Here is a 15,415-nt window from a genome sequence, read left to right as displayed (position 1 = left end):
CCCGACACAAACGTAGGAGCGAGCGCAGCTCGCGATTGCGCCGCGCGGGCGGCGCTCGCTCTAACAGGCGCTGCATAACTTGTGGCAAACACCGACAGCCCTGACGCGATCCCTGTGGGAGCTGGCTTGCCGGCGATAGGGCCGCAACAGGCAACCAACATCAGCTGCCTGACACACGCCCCGCCGCTGCAAACGCCTGCAATTGCGGGTAGAACGCGCGAAAGTCCGCCAGCAGCGGCTCGTACAGCCGCTCCAGCTCCACCATCACCCCCGCCATCGCGTCTGGCCGCGACAGCCGCCGGCCGATGCCGTTGAACACCTGTTCCAGCGTGGCAAAGTCGCCATAAGCGCCCAACCAGTCATCGGCAGCCATGAACGGCGCAATGCGCGCCAGCCGCCCCGGCAGCTCAGGCTCCGCCAGCAATACCCGATAAAACTCGCCAGTGAACTGCGCCAAAGGCTGCTCGGCATAGTCGTGCCAATGCCGCGCCAGGCAGTGGTCGAAAAACACGTCCAGCACGATGCCGGCGAAGCGCCGCCGCTCACGTGGGAACCGCGCCAGCGCCGCCAGTACCAAGGGGTGCCGGTCAGTATAGCTGTCGATATGCCGGTGCAACCGGATAGCCGCCTCCAAAGCAGGCGGGAAGCGCCCGTGCAGCGAGCCTTTGACGAAATCGCCGTACAGGCTGCCCAGCAGTTGTTGCGGGGCCGGCCCGCCCAGGTGCAAATGTGCAAGGTAGTTCATGAGCGCAGTCTACCACCGCGGCGCCCAATATCGTTATAACGCGATATAGCGATTTGCACTCAGCTAAGCACCACTGGATATTTGGATATCGGCATTCAGCGATTTATATTTCGCCCTATCGCGATATACCGCTACAACGAGCCTCATGCCATGCCACTCGATCTCGACGAAATCATAAAAGCGCTGGCCCACCCGGTCAGGCGAGAAATTCTCAGCTGGCTGAAAGACCCGGCAAACCAGTTCCCGAACCAGTACCACAGCACCGAAAACGGTGTGTGTGCCGGGCAGATCGACCAACGCTGCGGCCTTTCGCAGTCGACCGTCTCCGCCCACCTGGCCACCTTGCAGCGTGCCGGGCTGATCAGCAGCCAGAAGATCGGCCAATGGCATTTCTTCAAACGCAACGAAGCCACCATCCAGGCGTTCCTGGAACAACTGCGCCAAGCGCTTTGACCAGCAGGTAACCGACATGACCACGCTTTTCGATCCGATCACCCTGGGCGACCTGCAGTTGCCCAACCGCATCATCATGGCCCCACTCACCCGCTGCCGTGCAGACGAGGGCCGCGTGCCCAATGCCTTGATGGCCGAGTACTACGTCCAACGCGCCAGCGCCGGGCTGATTCTCAGCGAGGCAACCTCGGTCACCGCCATGGGCGTCGGCTACCCGGATACGCCCGGTATCTGGAACGATGAGCAAGTCCGCGGCTGGACCAATGTCACCAAGGCCGTGCATGGCGCTGGCGGGCGCATATTCCTGCAGCTGTGGCACGTGGGGCGTATCTCGCACCCCAGCTACCTGAACGGCGAACTGCCGGTGGCCCCCAGCGCGATCCAGGCCAAGGGGCATGTCAGCCTGGTACGCCCGCTGAGTGACTACCCCACCCCGCGCGCACTGGAAACCGAAGAAATCAGCGACATCGTCGAGGCCTACCGCAGCGGTGCAGAAAACGCCAAGGCCGCCGGCTTCGATGGTGTGGAAATTCACGGCGCCAATGGCTACCTGCTCGACCAGTTCCTGCAAAGCAGTACCAACCAGCGCACCGACCGCTACGGCGGCTCGCTGGAAAACCGCGCACGCCTGCTGCTGGAAGTGACCGATGCCGCCATCGAGGTGTGGGGGGCCAACCGGGTCGGCGTGCACCTGGCACCACGTGCCGACGCCCACGACATGGGTGACGCCGACCGTGCCGAGACGTTCACGTACGTTGCCCGCGAACTGGGCAAGCGCGGCATCGCCTTCATCTGCTCGCGGGAGCGTGAAGCCGACGATAGCATCGGGCCGTTGATCAAGGCGGCGTTTGGTGGGCCATACATCGTCAACGAGCGTTTCGACAAGGCAAGTGCCAATGCAGCGCTGGCCGATGGCAAGGCCGATGCAGTGGCGTTCGGGGTGCCGTTCATTGCCAACCCGGACCTGCCGGCACGCCTGGCAGCAGATGCACCGTTGAACGAGGCGCACCCCGAAACGTTCTATAGCAAGGGGCCGGTGGGGTATATCGATTACCCGCGCCTGTAACCCAGCGAACCCGCTGCTACCGTGCACCTGTAGCAGCGGGTTCAGGCCATTTTCAGGGCCGAGCGTTGATTTGCTGCTGCAGGTTCTGGATCTGGCTCTGAAGGGTGTTGAGGTTGCGCGTGGTCTGCCCGCGGAACGCATCGAACTCCTGCACCGATGCGCCACTCGAGCCCGACGAGCCGCGGTTTTCCATTTGCGTCTTGAGCACCAGCACGTCCTGTTCCAGGCTTTCGATCGCTGCACTCGGGTTGCCCTGCTTCTTCAGCGCAGCCACCTCTTCGCTCAGGTTTTTGAGCTGCCCATCAAGCTTGCCACCGTCTACCTGGCCCGACTTCAACGCCGCCAGCTCGGCATTCACCGCCTTCAACTGCGCCTGCAGCTGGCCCTGCAATTCGGTCACGGCTTTCTGCTGCTCACGGGTATCGGCCAGCACCTGCTCCAGGCGCTTACCCAGGTCGCCGGCCTGGCCAGCCACGCCTTGCTGCTGCTTGCTCTGCTCGGCCAGGCTGGCCTGCAACTGGCGGATCTGCAGCTTGAGCGCCTCGCTGCCGGTGTTGACCGACGATTCGCTGGCAGCGACCTTGCCACTGATTGCCTGCAAGCGCCCCGCTGCATCCTCGCTGATGCGGGCAAAGCTTTCCTGGGTGGCCACCAGTTGCTGCTCCATCAGCGAGATCTGCTGGAAGCTCCACCAGCCCAGCCCGGCCAGGGCTATGAACGAGGCCCCCAACAGCACCCACAAAGGCCCGGTGCTGGCCGGCCTGGCCGCCTTCTGGCGGCTACGGGCCACGTGCGCCGGCAACAGTTCGTCATCATCAGGGGTGCCGGCCCGCAGGGTTGGCACATCATCGAAATCGTCGTGAGCATCGTTGCGCATGGGTGAGTTCAACCGCGGTAATAGCAAAGAAACAGGAGTATAAACCGCTCGCGCGGCGCACTGCTGACCCTAATCGGCGCGCCGCGTTCACTGCCCCGGGGGCTGATGTTTCCACCAGGCGCAGAATTCATCCAACGCCGTCCACAGGCTGACCTTCGGCTGATAGTCCAGGTACTGCCTGGCGCGGCTGATGTCGAGGGTGAAATCACGGCTCATGACCTGCATTCCCAACCGCGACAAGGTCGGTTGCGGGCGCCCCGGCCATAGCATGCAGGCGGCTTCGTTGAGCGCAGCCAGGCTGTAGGCCAGGCCGTAGGAACGGTAGCGGGTCACCTGCGGCAACTGCATCTGGCGCATTACGTAGTTGACCACGTCCCACAACGGCAGCGGCTGGCCGTTGCTGATGTTGTAGGCCTGGCCCAATGCCCGGTCATCGGCGAACAGGGCACTGAGCAGTGCCTCGTTGAGGTTGTGCACACTGGTGAAATCAACCTTGTTCAGGCCATTGCCGATGATCGCGACCCGGCCCTTGCGCTGCATCTGCAGCAGCCGCGGGAAGATGCTGGCATTGCCGGCCCCGGTGACGAAGCGGGGGCGCAGTGCCAACACCTCGAGGCCGAACTCCTGCGCACCGAACACTTTCTGCTCGGCCAGGTACTTGGTTTTCCCATAATGGTCATGGAACCGGCGCGGCAGCTGGTCTTCCCGGATGCCGAGGCGCGAGCGGCCGTTGAAGTACATGGACGGCGACGACAGGTGCACCAGGCGCCGCACGTGCTCCTTGAGGCACCCTTCGACCACGTTCTCGGTGACCACCACGTTGGCTTGGTGGAAATCCTGATAACGCCCCCAGTGCCCCACCGCGCCGGCACAGTGCACCACCGCTTCAACGCCCTGGCAAAGGCGCCGGGCCAGCTCGGCATCGTTCAGGTCGCCGGGGATGAACTGGGCACCGCGCTTGACCAGGTGCTCCACCCCCTCCGCACGGCGGCCGCTGACCCGCACATCCAGGCCCTGCTCAAGGGCGAAACGCGCAAAGCGCCCGCCAATGAAGCCACTCGCGCCGGTGACCAGAATTCGCATGTAACACTCCGTCTTGCCAGATTTCAGATGCAACTGACGCCAGCCGCGGCTACAACGGCACCAGCCATTGCCCTGCCGTATGCCGCAGATGCTCGGTCAGTTGCGCGAGCAGTTGCCCGCCATTGCGCCAATGATGCCAGTACAGCGGCACATCGATGGGGGTATCGCTGCAAATTTCCACCAACTGCCCACCGGCCAGTTGCTCGCGGGCCTGCAATTCGGGCACCAGCCCCCAGCCCAGGCCCGCCTCGGTCATGCGCAGGAAGCCTTCGGATGACGGGCACAGGTGGTGCAGGAAACCATCCTCCATGCCCAGCGACGCCAGGTAGCGGTGCTGCAGGAAGTCGTCCGGGCCGTACACGATGGCCGGGGTGCGGGCCAGGCGGCTGGCGACAAAGCCTTGGGGAAAATGGCGCGCCATGAACCCGGGGCTGGCCAACGCCCGATAACGCATTGCCCCCAACGGCAGGCTGCGTGCCCCGGCCACAGGCCATTCACTGCCACACAGGCAGGCCGCCACCTCACCCGCACGCATGCGCTTCAGGCCCACTTCCTGGTCTTCCACCACCAGGTCGGTCAGCACGTTCTGCTGCGCACAGAAGTTGCCCACCGCGCCAGCCCACCAAGTGGCCAGGCTGTCGGCGTTGAGGGCGATGCGCAGGCGCTCTGGCATGCCTTCTTCGTCCAGCGCCGGCACCTGGCGCTGCAGGTCACGTTCAAGCAGGCGTACCTGCTGCACATGGTTGAGCAACTGGCGGCCGACCTCTGTCGGGCTGGGCGGGGTAGCGCGCACCAGCACGGGCTGGCCGACCCGCGCCTCGAGCAGTTTGATGCGCTGGGAAATGGCCGATTGCGACAGGCCCAGCACTTGCGCGGCACGCTCGAAACCACCCTGTTCGATCACGGCCGCCAGGGCGGCAAGCAGCTTGTAGTCGAACATCGATTTTCCTAATGAGGGATCAGCTTTATTTGTTTTTCTTATACCGCCCCAACCACCACAATAGCCAGCATCTTTTATGACCTTTTCGGAGAGCCTGGCCATGTGGCAAAGCTATCTCAACGGCATGCTGGTGGCCTTCGGCCTGATCATGGCCATCGGCGCCCAGAACGCCTTCGTACTTGCTCAAAGCCTGCGCCGCGAGCACCACCTGCCGGTGGCGGTGCTGTGCATCGTCTGCGATGCCATCCTGGTGGCGGCCGGTGTGTTTGGCCTGGCCACCGTACTGGCGCACAACCCGACCTTGCTGGCGATCGCCCGCTGGGGCGGTGCGGTGTTCCTCATCTGGTACGGGGCCAAGGCCTTGCGCAGTGCCTGTTCGAAACAGAGCCTGCAGCACCAGCAGGGCCAGGGCACACGCTCACGTCGCGCGGTACTGCTCAGCGCCTTGGCGGTGACGTTGCTGAACCCGCACGTGTACCTCGACACGGTGTTGCTGATCGGCTCGCTGGGCGCCCAGCAGACCGAGCCCGGGGCTTATGTGGCCGGGGCCGCCAGCGCTTCACTGCTGTGGTTCTCGACCCTGGCGCTCGGCGCGGCCTGGCTGGCCCCGTGGCTGGCGCGGCCGGGAACCTGGCGCATGCTCGACCTGATGGTGGCGGTCATGATGTTTGCGGTGGCGGCGCAGTTGATCTTCAACTGATCCCAAGGGCCCTGGCAGGCAGAGCCCGAGACCACCGGTCGGCATGGCTCGACCGCCCCGGAACCTCTATTCCCTATGTTTGTTGCGTGGTTATGCGCCGGACCCGGTGCTATGATCCAGCCCTTGCGTCGCAAAGAGTAAAAACTCGCCGACGCTGATCGGGCCGCCCGTGATCGGCCTTGCGCAAACCGCAAACAGACCTGAATCAGGAGATCCACCATGGCTTTTGAATTGCCGCCGCTGCCGTACGCCCACGATGCCCTGCAGCCGCACATCTCCAAGGAAACCCTGGAGTATCACCACGACAAGCACCACAACACCTATGTCGTGAACCTGAACAACCTGGTCCCAGGCACCGAATTCGAAGGCAAGTCCCTCGAAGAAATCGTCAAGGCCTCTTCGGGCGGCATCTTCAACAACGCCGCTCAAGTCTGGAACCACACCTTCTACTGGAACTGCCTGTCGCCAAACGGCGGCGGCCAGCCAACCGGCGCCCTGGCCGATGCCATCAACGCGGCCTTCGGTTCCTTCGACAAGTTCAAGGAAGAGTTCACCAAGACTTCGGTCGGCACCTTCGGTTCCGGCTGGGGCTGGCTGGTGAAGAAAGCCGACGGCTCCCTGGCCCTGGCCAGCACCATTGGCGCCGGCTGCCCGCTGACCAGCGGTGACACCCCGCTGCTGACCTGCGACGTCTGGGAACACGCCTACTACATCGACTACCGCAATCTGCGTCCGAAGTACGTCGAGGCGTTCTGGAATCTGGTCAACTGGGCCTTCGTTGCCGAGCAGTTCGAAGGCAAGACCTTCAAGGCCTGAGTCACCCAGCCTTGAACAGAAAACCCGGCCATGTGCCGGGTTTTTTTGTGCCTGCCAGGGACCGCCGCGCCGGTACACCGAGCCGCACGGTTTTGCTTGCTCAGGCGGCAGAGCGCGCTAACATCAAATCTTTGGAAGATTGAGACAGCGCACTCAAGTTGCAGGGGCAGGCAACCGATACACTGCTCATGGTAGGCCGATAGTGTATCGTCATCGTTGATGGCAAAATGATGCCATGCGCATGGATTAAGGAAACCCCATTGAAGCTGGAATTGCGGAACAGCTTGTCGGTCAAGTTGCTCAGGGTCGTGCTGCTGTCGGCGCTGGCGGTCGGCGTACTGCTCAGCTGTGCGCAAATTGTCTACGACACCTACAAGACCCGCCAGACCGTGAACAACGATGCCCAGCGCATCCTCGACATGTTCCGCGACCCGTCGACCCAGGCGGTGTACAGCCTCGACCGTGAAATGGGCATGCAGGTGATGGAAGGCCTGTTCCAGGACGAGTCGGTACGCATGGCGTCCATCGGCCACCCCAATGAAACCATGCTGGCAGAAAAGTCCAGGCCGCTGCGGGACACCTCCATGCGCTGGCTGACCGACCTGATTCTCGGCCAGGAACGTACCTACACCACGCAACTGGTCGGCCGCGGCCCCTACAGCGAATACTACGGCGACCTCAGCATCACCCTCGACACCTCTTCGTATGGTGAAGATTTCCTGATCAACGCGGTCATCATCTTCATCTCCGGCGTACTGCGCGCCCTGGCCATGGGCCTGGTGCTGTACCTGGTCTACCACTGGCTGCTGACCAAGCCGCTGTCGAAGATCATCGAGCACCTCACGCAGATCAACCCCGACCGCCCCAGCCAGCACCAGATCCCGCTGCTGAAGGGGCACGAAAAGAACGAACTGGGCCTTTGGGTCAACACGGCCAACCAGTTGCTGGCTTCGATCGAGCGCAACACCCACCTGCGTCACGAAGCGGAAAACAGCCTGCAGCGCATGGCCCAATACGACTTCCTGACCGGCCTGCCCAACCGCCAGCAGCTGCAACAGCAACTGGACAAGATCCTGGTCGACGGTGGCCGCCTGCAACACCGGGTGGCGGTACTGTGCGTGGGCCTGGACGACTTCAAGGGCATCAACGAACAATTCAGTTACCAGGTGGGTGACCAACTGTTACTGGCCCTGGCCGACCGCCTGCGGGCGCATAGCGGCCGCCTGGGTGCCCTGGCGCGGCTGGGCGGCGACCAGTTTGCCCTGGTGCAAGCCAACATCGAGCAGCCCTACGAAGCTGCCGAACTGGCGCAAAGCATCCTGGATGACCTGGAGGTGCCGTTCGACCTCGATCACCAGCAGATCCGCCTGCGCGCCACCATCGGCATCACCCTGTTCCCGGAAGACGGCGACAGCACGGAAAAGCTCCTGCAGAAAGCCGAGCAGACCATGACCCTGGCCAAGGCCCGCTCGCGCAACCGCTACCAGTTCTACATTGCCAGCGTCGACAGTGAAATGCGCCGCCGCCGCGAGTTGGAGAAGGACCTACGCGAAGCCCTGCCGCGTAACCAGCTGTACCTGGTGTACCAGCCACAGATCAGCTACCGCGACCACCGCGTGGTCGGCGTGGAGGCCCTGCTGCGCTGGCAGCACCCGGAACTGGGCATGGTGCCGCCCGACCAGTTCATCCCGCTGGCCGAACAGAACGGCAGCATCATCAGCATCGGCGAATGGGTACTCGACCAGGCCTGCCGGCAATTGCGCGAATGGCACGACCTGGGCTTCAGCGACCTGCGCATGGCGGTCAACCTGTCTACCGTGCAGTTGCACCACAGCGAGCTGCCGCGGGTGGTCAACAACCTGTTGCAGGCCTACCGCCTGCCACCGCGCAGCCTGGAGCTGGAGGTCACCGAAACCGGCCTGATGGAAGACATCAGCACCGCCGCCCAGCACCTGCTGAGCCTGCGCCGTTCAGGGGCGCTGATTGCGATCGACGACTTCGGCACCGGTTACTCGTCGCTCAGCTACCTGAAGTCATTGCCGCTGGACAAGATCAAGATCGACAAGAGTTTCGTCCAGGACCTGCTTGACGACGATGACGACGCTACCATCGTTCGCGCCATCATCCAGCTGGGCAAGAGCCTGGGCATGCAGGTCATCGCCGAAGGCGTGGAAACCGCCGAGCAGGAAACCTACATCATTGCCCAGGGCTGCCACGAGGGCCAGGGCTATCACTACAGCAAGCCGCTGTCGGCGCGTGAACTGACTCACTTCCTCAAGCAAGCCCAACGTAATCAAGTCTCGATGCTCTGAACCTGCTCGCCCGGCCAAGCCAGCGACCTGGATTTGCATGAAATGCGCCCCCGCCCCTTTACAGCAAATGCAAATCTTTCGCATGATGTTGCCGTTTCGCATGCCTAGGCGCACTGTCCAACCACACGACGCAGGAAACCCATAATGATTCGAATGCCTCTGGCCTCCGCCAGTCTGCTGGCCATGGCCATCGCCCTCGCCGGTTGCGGCGAAAAAGACGACAAGGCTGCCGCTGCGCAAGCGCAGGCACCCGCTGCCGCCAGCACCACCGCTGCAGCGCCAGGGGCTGTCGACGAAGCCGCTGGCAAAGCAGTGGTCAAGCATTACGCAGAAATGGTCTATGCCGTGTACAGCGACTCGCTGAGCACCGCAAAAACCCTGCAGACCGCTGTCGACGCCTTCCTTGCCAAGCCAGACGATGAAACCCTGAAGGCTGCCAAGCAAGCCTGGGTTGCTGCACGCGTGCCTTACCTGCAGAGCGAAGCCTTCCGCTTCGGCAACACCATCATCGACGACTGGGAAGGCCAGGTGAACGCGTGGCCGTTGGACGAAGGCCTGATCGACTATGTCGACAAGAGCTACGAGCATGCCCTGGGCAACCCCGCCGCCAGCGCCAACATCATCGCCAACACCGAGATCCAGGTCGGCGAAGAAAAGATCGACGTCAAGGACATCACCCCCGAGAAACTGGCCAGCCTGAACGAACTGGCAGGGTCTGAAGCCAACGTCGCCACGGGCTACCACGCCATCGAATTCCTGCTGTGGGGCCAGGACCTCAACGGTACCGGCCCAGGCGCCGGCGCCCGCCCGGCGTCGGACTACCTGGAAGGCCAGGGTGCTACCGGCGGCCACAACGAGCGCCGCCGCGCCTACCTCAAAGCCGTGACCCAGTTGCTGGTCACCGACCTTGAAGAGATGGTCGGCAACTGGGCTCCGAACGTCGCCGACAACTACCGCGCCAAGCTCGAAGCCGAGCCGGTCAACGATGGCCTGCGCAAGATGCTGTTCGGCATGGGCAGCCTGTCGCTGGGCGAACTGGCCGGTGAACGCATGAAGGTTTCCCTGGAAGCCAACTCGCCGGAAGACGAGCAGGACTGCTTCAGCGACAACACCCACTACTCGCACTTCTACGATGCCAAGGGTATCCGCAATGTCTACCTGGGCGAGTACACCCGCCCGGACGGCACCAAGGTCAGCGGCCCGAGCCTGTCGTCGCTGGTAGCCAAGGTTGACCCGGCGGCCGACGCCACCCTCAAGGCCGACCTGGAGGCCACCGAGGCCAAGATCCAGGTCATGGTCGACCATGCGCAGAAAGGCGAGCACTATGACCAGTTGATCGCCCCCGACAACGCTGCCGGCAACCAGATCGTTCGCGATGCCATCGCCGCCCTGGTCAAGCAGACCGGTGCGATCGAACAGGCGGCGGGCAAGCTCGGTATTGCCAACCTGAACCCGGATACCGCGGACCACGAGTTCTGATTCGGTAACGGCGCCTCACCCCGAACGCCCGGCCTTGTGCCGGGCGTTTGCGTTTGTGCTGCAGGTGCTGTGGTTCCAGATGCCTGTCCTGCCTTTCGCCCTTCATTCTGGCCCCATTCACGGGATCACCAGGCCGGAGGGCGCAGTGCTACAGATTCTTGATGTTTGGGGGGAAGGCCGAATCGTTCAGCGCGTGGGGGGCAAGGACATCGTTACCGGCTTCACCCACGCCTATAACCTGAATAAAGCCGGCCAGCGCATTTCCAACGGGCCGCGCACAGGCGAGCGCATCCCCCACCTGTATCAGGTCGATGAATACGATGCGCCCCGTTTCCCGCTGGACACCCGCGCCGTACCCCACCTAACCCTGATGGGCGCCCCCATCACTTACCACGTGGCCCTGGAGATGTGCAGGGTGCTTGCACACTCCGGCAAGATCTACCTGTACGACCCCAACGAACCCGACCGCAAGATGTTCGAGGCTGTCGCCTTTGCCCAGGGCCTGCAGCTGCTGGGGCGCTTCGACCCCGCCGAACTGGACCCGCCTTTCAACGAGATCACCTTGCTTGGCGTTTACGTCTACCGCAGCCCGAGCAGCCCGCTACCCCGCCCAGAAACCCGACCGTAAAAGGACCTTCACATGGCCAGCGTCACCTACCTGTGCTCCATCGCCAACAACACCCCCTACACCCTGACCGTGGTCGACGGTGAGAACCGCAGCAAAAGCGTTGCAGTCGGCGCCCAGCACGCCTGGAACGGCGAACTGGCCGTACCGTGGATCGGCAATACCAATGAAAACCACAAAGCCTTGCGCCTCATTCTCGGCCCCGCTGCCGAAGCCAGCATCTGGGTCTTTCAGGATTACTGGAAACCGGCCCACGAGAATGCCATCAAACAGCTCGCTGCCCACACCATGGACTATGACAGCGACGAGGTCATCGAAGTGGCCGGCAACAATCGCAATGGTGGCCACAAGAACCTGATCGTCAGCCTGGTGAACCGCCAGTTCAAGCTGCATATCGCCTGAGGGCCACAAGCAACGACGATTTCATCGAGCAAACGCAAATTGCTCTTATTCAATGATCCTGGGCCTGCTAAGCTTGCACGCCGGTTTTTTGCTCAAGCCCAGGATTCTCGATGTCCTTGTCGCTGTTTCGACTCAGCCCCTTGCTGCTGGCCTTTGCCCTCGCTGCCTGTGACGACGCCCCGCGCTTCACCCAGGCCGAGCCCGGCGAAGCCTTGTCGGCTGGCCTGGCCACCGTACAGCGCAGTGACCGCAACGCCTACGCCCAGCCCTCGGCCAACCTTTCGCCGGAACGGCGGCTGGACTTCGCCGTAGGCAACAGCTTCTTCCGCAGCCCCTGGGTGATCGCCCCCTCCACCACGACTGCACGCGATGGCCTGGGCCCGCTGTTCAACACCAATGCCTGCCAGAACTGCCATGTGCGCGACGGCCGTGGTCATCCCCCAGCCCCCAATGACAGCAACGCCGTCGGCATGCTGGTGCGCCTGTCTATCCCTGACCAACCCTACCTGGCCAAGGTGATCGAGCGCATCGGCGTGGTGCCGGAACCGGTCTATGGCACCCAGTTGCAAGACATGGCCATCCCCGGCGTGGCCCCGGAAGGCAAGGTGCGGGTGAGCTATGCCCAGCACACGGTGACGTTCGAGGATGGCCATCAGGTGCAACTGCGCAAGCCAAGCCTGCAAATCACTCAGTTGGGCTACGGCGTGATGCACCCCGACACCCGGTTTTCCGCACGGGTGGCCCCGCCGATGATCGGCCTGGGCCTGCTCGAAGCCATCCCCGAAGCCGCCCTGCTGGCCAACGAAGACCCCGACGACCGTAACCACGACGGCATTCGCGGGCGGGCCAACCGGGTATGGGATGACGCCCAGGGCAAGACCGTGGTCGGGCGCTTCGGCTGGAAGGCCGGCCAACCCAACGTCAACCAGCAGAACGTGCACGCCTTCGCCGGCGACATGGGCCTGACCAGTACCCTGCAGCCCAAGGACGACTGCACGGCGGCACAAGCCGCGTGCCTGGCTGCACCCGATGGCGATGGCGCCGATGGCGAGAAGGAAGTCAGCGACAACATTCTGCGCCTGGTCACCTTCTATACCCGCAACCTGGCCGTGCCGGCACGCCGCGACGTGGGCGCGCCACAGGTGCTGGCGGGCAAGAACCTGTTCTACCAGGCCGGCTGCCAGGGTTGCCATACACCGCAGTTCACCACCGCCGCCGATGCAACCGAACCAGAGCTGGCCAACCAGGTCATCCGCCCCTACAGCGACCTGCTGCTACACGACATGGGGCCGGGCCTGGCCGACGAGCGCACCGAATTCGCCGCCAACGGCCAGGACTGGCGTACCGCGCCGCTGTGGGGCATCGGCCTGAGCGAAACGGTCAGTGGCCACAGCCAGTTCCTGCACGATGGCCGCGCGCGTAACCTGCTCGAAGCCGTGCTTTGGCATGGCGGCGAAGCCGAAGCGGCACGCAATTTCGTTCTCACCTTCAATGCCGAGCAGCGCGCCGCGCTGCTGGCGTTCCTGAATTCCCTTTAAACGCGCAAAGGAGCCGGCATGTTCCGACCCAAATTGTTGTTCACCAGCCTCGCCGCACTCGCCCTTGGCGCCTGCTCGCCGCAGGACCCGCAAGCAGTGACCTCCGCCGCCATCGCCAAACAGGTGATCCTGCCCACCTACAGCCGCTGGGTCGAAGCCGACCGTACCCTGGCCGCCAGCGCCTTGGCCTACTGCGAAGGCAAGGAAGACCTGGAAAAGGCCCGTGCCGACTTCCTCAACGCACAAAAAGCCTGGGCTGAACTGCAACCGCTGCTGGTGGGCCCTCTGGCCGAAGGCAACCGCGCCTGGCAGGTGCAGTTCTGGCCCGACAAGAAAAACCTGGTCGGCCGCCAGGTAGAGCAATTGGTCAACAGCGACAAGCCAGTCGATGTGGCCGCCCTGGGCAAGGCCAGCGTGGTGGTGCGTGGGCTGTCGGCCTATGAATACATTCTGTTCGACAGCAAGCCGGACATCGCCACAGCCGAACAGAAGGCCCGTTATTGCCCGCTGCTGGTCGCCATCAGCGAGCACCAGAAGCTGTTGGCCGAGGACATCCTCAAGAGCTGGAACAGCACCGACGGCATGCTCTCGCAGATGACCAAGTTCCCCAACCAGCGCTACGCCGATTCCCACGAGGCCATCGCCGACCTGCTGCGCTCCCAGGTGACCGCACTGGATACGCTGAAGAAAAAACTCGGTGCCCCCATGGGCCGCCAGAGCAAGGGCATCGCGCAGCCGCTGCAGGCCGAGGCCTGGCGCAGCCACAGCTCACTGAAAAGCCTGGAGGCCACCCTCAAGGCTGCCCAGACCGTGTGGGTTGGGGTCGACAACCAGGGTTTGCGCGGCCTGCTGCCCAGCGATCAGAAAGCGCTGGCAGACAAGATCGACGCCGCCTACGCTACCTCGCTCAAACTGCTGGCCGACAACCAGAAGACCCTGGGCGAGTTGCTGGCCGACGACGCCGGCCAACAAACCCTCAACCAGCTCTATGACAGCCTCAACGTGGTCCACCGCCTGCACGAAGGCGACCTGGCCAAGGCGTTGAACATCCAGCTGGGCTTCAATGCCAACGACGGTGACTGATCATGCTGCGACGCCAGGCAATCAAACTCGGTAGCGTAATGCTCAGCGCCCTTACCCTGGGTGGCTGGAGCCTGTTCCGCAACAAAGGCAGCGAACCCTTGCTGCTCTCGGCGCGTGACGACGGCGACGGCAAGCACTATGCCGTGGGGTTCCGCCTGGACGGCACCCAGGTGTTCAGCACCCAGGTTGCCCAGCGTTGCCATGCCATCATCCATCACCCTGAACAGCCGATCGCCCTGTTTGTCGCTCGCCGCCCCGGTACCGAAAGCTACCTGGTCGACTTGCGCGACGGGCGCTTGCTGCAAACGGTGGTTTCGCAAGCGGACCGGCACTTCTACGGCCATGCGGTGGTGCACAAAAGCGGCGAATGGCTGTACGCCACCGAGAACGACACCCGTGACCCGGGGCGGGGCGTGCTTGGCGTGTACCGCTTCGAAGGTGCGCGCCTGGTACACACCGGCGAGCTCCCCACCCACGGCATTGGCCCGCACGAGGTGGCCTGGCTACCCGACGGCGAAACCCTGGTGGTGGCCAACGGCGGGATCCGCACCGAGGCCGAAAGCCGGGTCGAGATGAACCTCGATGCCATGGAGCCGAGCCTGGTGCTGATGCAGCGTGACGGCACCTTGTTGAGCAAGGAAACCCTCGCCCAGCAGATGAACAGCGTGCGCCACCTGGCAGTGGGCAGCGATGGCACCATTGCCGCCTGCCAGCAGTTCATGGGCGACGCCGATGAAACGGCCGAGTTGCTGGCGATCAAGCGCCCGGGCGAGCCGTTCAAGGCCTTTCCGGTGCCCGAGCAGCAGCTGCAGGCCATGGCCCAGTACACCGCCAGTGTAGCGATTCACAGCGAGCTGCGGCTGGTGGCGCTGACCGCACCACGGGCCAACCGCCTGTTTATCTGGGACCTGGACAGCGGCGCTGTGCGGCTCGACGCCCCTATGCCCGACTGTGCCGGGGTCGGTGCGGTCAAGGACGGGTTTGTCGTGACCTCCGGGCAGGGCCGCTGCCGCTTCTACGATTGCACCAAGGCACAACTGGTCGGGCAACCGATGAGCCTGCCGTCCGGGTTCTGGGACAACCACCTGCATCTGGTCTGATTGATCCGTGACCTTCACCGGCCCTATCGCCGGCAAGCCGGCTCCCACAGGGATCGCATCAGGGCTGGCAGATGTTCGTCAGAAGATATGCAGCGCCTGTGAGAGCGAGCGCCGCCCGTGCGGCGCATCGCGAGCTGCGCTCGCTCCTACGTTTGTTTCGGGCCAGTAACCCCTGTGCCAGGTGCGCGCGACCGCC

The 15,415-nt window shown here is 63.6% G+C and carries 15 protein-coding genes; 11 read left to right on the top strand and 4 right to left on the bottom strand.

The annotated features are described in order from the left end of the window. Window positions 1-160 precede the first annotated feature (160 nt). Window positions 161-745 (bottom strand): ACP phosphodiesterase, encoded by a 585-nt coding sequence (locus tag EGJ22_RS24140; protein ID WP_064314686.1) that lies wholly within the window; start codon window positions 743-745, stop codon window positions 161-163. A 150-nt stretch (window positions 746-895) separates the two neighbouring features. On the opposite strand from EGJ22_RS24140, the gene EGJ22_RS24135 reads away from it, so the two are divergent. Together EGJ22_RS24135 and EGJ22_RS24130 are read left to right on the top strand one after the other, a co-directional pair. Further along, the gene (locus tag EGJ22_RS24135) at window positions 896-1,198 is read left to right on the top strand and encodes a helix-turn-helix transcriptional regulator (RefSeq protein ID WP_009686831.1); all 303 of its coding nucleotides are present in this window, start codon (window positions 896-898) and stop codon (window positions 1,196-1,198) included. Between the two features lie 16 nt (window positions 1,199-1,214). Beyond that, window positions 1,215-2,264, top strand: a complete 1,050-nt coding sequence (locus EGJ22_RS24130; protein ID WP_009686830.1) for an alkene reductase — start codon at window positions 1,215-1,217, stop codon at window positions 2,262-2,264. A 52-nt stretch (window positions 2,265-2,316) separates the two neighbouring features. Here the strand turns inward: EGJ22_RS24130 and EGJ22_RS24125 are convergent, their stop codons facing one another. From EGJ22_RS24125 to EGJ22_RS24115, 3 genes are all read right to left on the bottom strand, one after another. Continuing rightward, on the bottom strand, window positions 2,317-3,141 hold the full coding sequence (locus EGJ22_RS24125; RefSeq protein WP_009686829.1) for a hypothetical protein: 825 nt from the start codon (window positions 3,139-3,141) through the stop codon (window positions 2,317-2,319). 87 nt (window positions 3,142-3,228) lie between these two features. Next, on the bottom strand, window positions 3,229-4,224 hold the full coding sequence (locus tag EGJ22_RS24120; protein ID WP_029887120.1) for an NAD(P)-dependent oxidoreductase: 996 nt from the start codon (window positions 4,222-4,224) through the stop codon (window positions 3,229-3,231). Window positions 4,225-4,273: 49 nt separating this feature from the next. After that, window positions 4,274-5,164: a LysR family transcriptional regulator ArgP gene (locus EGJ22_RS24115; RefSeq protein WP_125920434.1), complete on the bottom strand. Its 891-nt coding sequence runs from the start codon at window positions 5,162-5,164 to the stop codon at window positions 4,274-4,276. A 100-nt stretch (window positions 5,165-5,264) separates the two neighbouring features. Between EGJ22_RS24115 and EGJ22_RS24110 the strand changes: the two genes are divergently transcribed. The 9 genes from EGJ22_RS24110 (at window position 5,265) to EGJ22_RS24070 (ending at window position 15,219) form a co-directional block, all read left to right on the top strand. Next, entirely contained in the window at window positions 5,265-5,864 is a 600-nt protein-coding gene (locus EGJ22_RS24110; protein WP_029887118.1) for a LysE/ArgO family amino acid transporter, read from the top strand. A gap of 219 nt (window positions 5,865-6,083) precedes the next feature. After that, window positions 6,084-6,680: a superoxide dismutase gene (locus EGJ22_RS24105; RefSeq protein WP_009686825.1), complete on the top strand. Its 597-nt coding sequence runs from the start codon at window positions 6,084-6,086 to the stop codon at window positions 6,678-6,680. A 260-nt stretch (window positions 6,681-6,940) separates the two neighbouring features. Continuing rightward, entirely contained in the window at window positions 6,941-8,992 is a 2,052-nt protein-coding gene (locus EGJ22_RS24100; RefSeq protein ID WP_029887117.1) for a bifunctional diguanylate cyclase/phosphodiesterase, read from the top strand. Between the two features lie 144 nt (window positions 8,993-9,136). Beyond that, window positions 9,137-10,471 (top strand): imelysin family protein, encoded by a 1,335-nt coding sequence (locus EGJ22_RS24095; RefSeq protein ID WP_009686823.1) that lies wholly within the window; start codon window positions 9,137-9,139, stop codon window positions 10,469-10,471. Between the two features lie 145 nt (window positions 10,472-10,616). Next, the gene (locus tag EGJ22_RS24090; protein WP_029887116.1) at window positions 10,617-11,099 is read left to right on the top strand and encodes a hypothetical protein; all 483 of its coding nucleotides are present in this window, start codon (window positions 10,617-10,619) and stop codon (window positions 11,097-11,099) included. A 12-nt stretch (window positions 11,100-11,111) separates the two neighbouring features. Next, the gene (locus EGJ22_RS24085) at window positions 11,112-11,498 is read left to right on the top strand and encodes a hypothetical protein (protein WP_029887115.1); all 387 of its coding nucleotides are present in this window, start codon (window positions 11,112-11,114) and stop codon (window positions 11,496-11,498) included. 110 nt (window positions 11,499-11,608) lie between these two features. Continuing rightward, window positions 11,609-13,036, top strand: coding sequence for a di-heme oxidoredictase family protein (locus EGJ22_RS24080; RefSeq protein WP_029887114.1), 1,428 nt, complete (start codon window positions 11,609-11,611; stop codon window positions 13,034-13,036). Window positions 13,037-13,054: 18 nt separating this feature from the next. Further along, window positions 13,055-14,119 carry an imelysin family protein gene (locus EGJ22_RS24075; protein WP_125920433.1) on the top strand — a complete coding sequence of 355 codons (1,065 nt, stop codon included), beginning with the start codon at window positions 13,055-13,057 and terminating at the stop codon, window positions 14,117-14,119. 2 nt (window positions 14,120-14,121) lie between these two features. Further along, complete coding sequence (locus EGJ22_RS24070; RefSeq protein ID WP_029887113.1) at window positions 14,122-15,219, top strand: DUF1513 domain-containing protein; 1,098 nt, start codon at window positions 14,122-14,124, stop codon at window positions 15,217-15,219. The last annotated feature ends 196 nt before the right edge of the window (window positions 15,220-15,415 follow it).

The organism is Pseudomonas sp. p99-361 (assembly GCF_003935475.1).
Classification (GTDB): domain Bacteria; phylum Pseudomonadota; class Gammaproteobacteria; order Pseudomonadales; family Pseudomonadaceae; genus Aquipseudomonas; species Aquipseudomonas juntendi.
Note: the sequence above shows the minus strand (reverse complement) of the source record. Positions and strands in the feature narration are given on the sequence as shown.

Bases quoted from the DNA above. Each gene is read 5' to 3' on its own strand.
- EGJ22_RS24140 (WP_064314686.1), bottom strand. From the start codon at position 745: ATGAACTACCTTGCACATTTGCACCTGGGCGGGCCGGCCCCGCAACAA.
- EGJ22_RS24135 (WP_009686831.1), top strand. From the start codon at position 896: ATGCCACTCGATCTCGACGAAATCATAAAAGCGCTGGCCCACCCGGTC.
- EGJ22_RS24130 (WP_009686830.1), top strand. From the start codon at position 1,215: ATGACCACGCTTTTCGATCCGATCACCCTGGGCGACCTGCAGTTGCCC.
- EGJ22_RS24125 (WP_009686829.1), bottom strand. From the start codon at position 3,141: ATGCGCAACGATGCTCACGACGATTTCGATGATGTGCCAACCCTGCGG.
- EGJ22_RS24120 (WP_029887120.1), bottom strand. From the start codon at position 4,224: ATGCGAATTCTGGTCACCGGCGCGAGTGGCTTCATTGGCGGGCGCTTT.
- EGJ22_RS24115 (WP_125920434.1), bottom strand. From the start codon at position 5,164: ATGTTCGACTACAAGCTGCTTGCCGCCCTGGCGGCCGTGATCGAACAG.
- EGJ22_RS24110 (WP_029887118.1), top strand. From the start codon at position 5,265: ATGTGGCAAAGCTATCTCAACGGCATGCTGGTGGCCTTCGGCCTGATC.
- EGJ22_RS24105 (WP_009686825.1), top strand. From the start codon at position 6,084: ATGGCTTTTGAATTGCCGCCGCTGCCGTACGCCCACGATGCCCTGCAG.
- EGJ22_RS24095 (WP_009686823.1), top strand. From the start codon at position 9,137: ATGATTCGAATGCCTCTGGCCTCCGCCAGTCTGCTGGCCATGGCCATC.
- EGJ22_RS24085 (WP_029887115.1), top strand. From the start codon at position 11,112: ATGGCCAGCGTCACCTACCTGTGCTCCATCGCCAACAACACCCCCTAC.
- EGJ22_RS24080 (WP_029887114.1), top strand. From the start codon at position 11,609: ATGTCCTTGTCGCTGTTTCGACTCAGCCCCTTGCTGCTGGCCTTTGCC.
- EGJ22_RS24075 (WP_125920433.1), top strand. From the start codon at position 13,055: ATGTTCCGACCCAAATTGTTGTTCACCAGCCTCGCCGCACTCGCCCTT.
- EGJ22_RS24070 (WP_029887113.1), top strand. From the start codon at position 14,122: ATGCTGCGACGCCAGGCAATCAAACTCGGTAGCGTAATGCTCAGCGCC.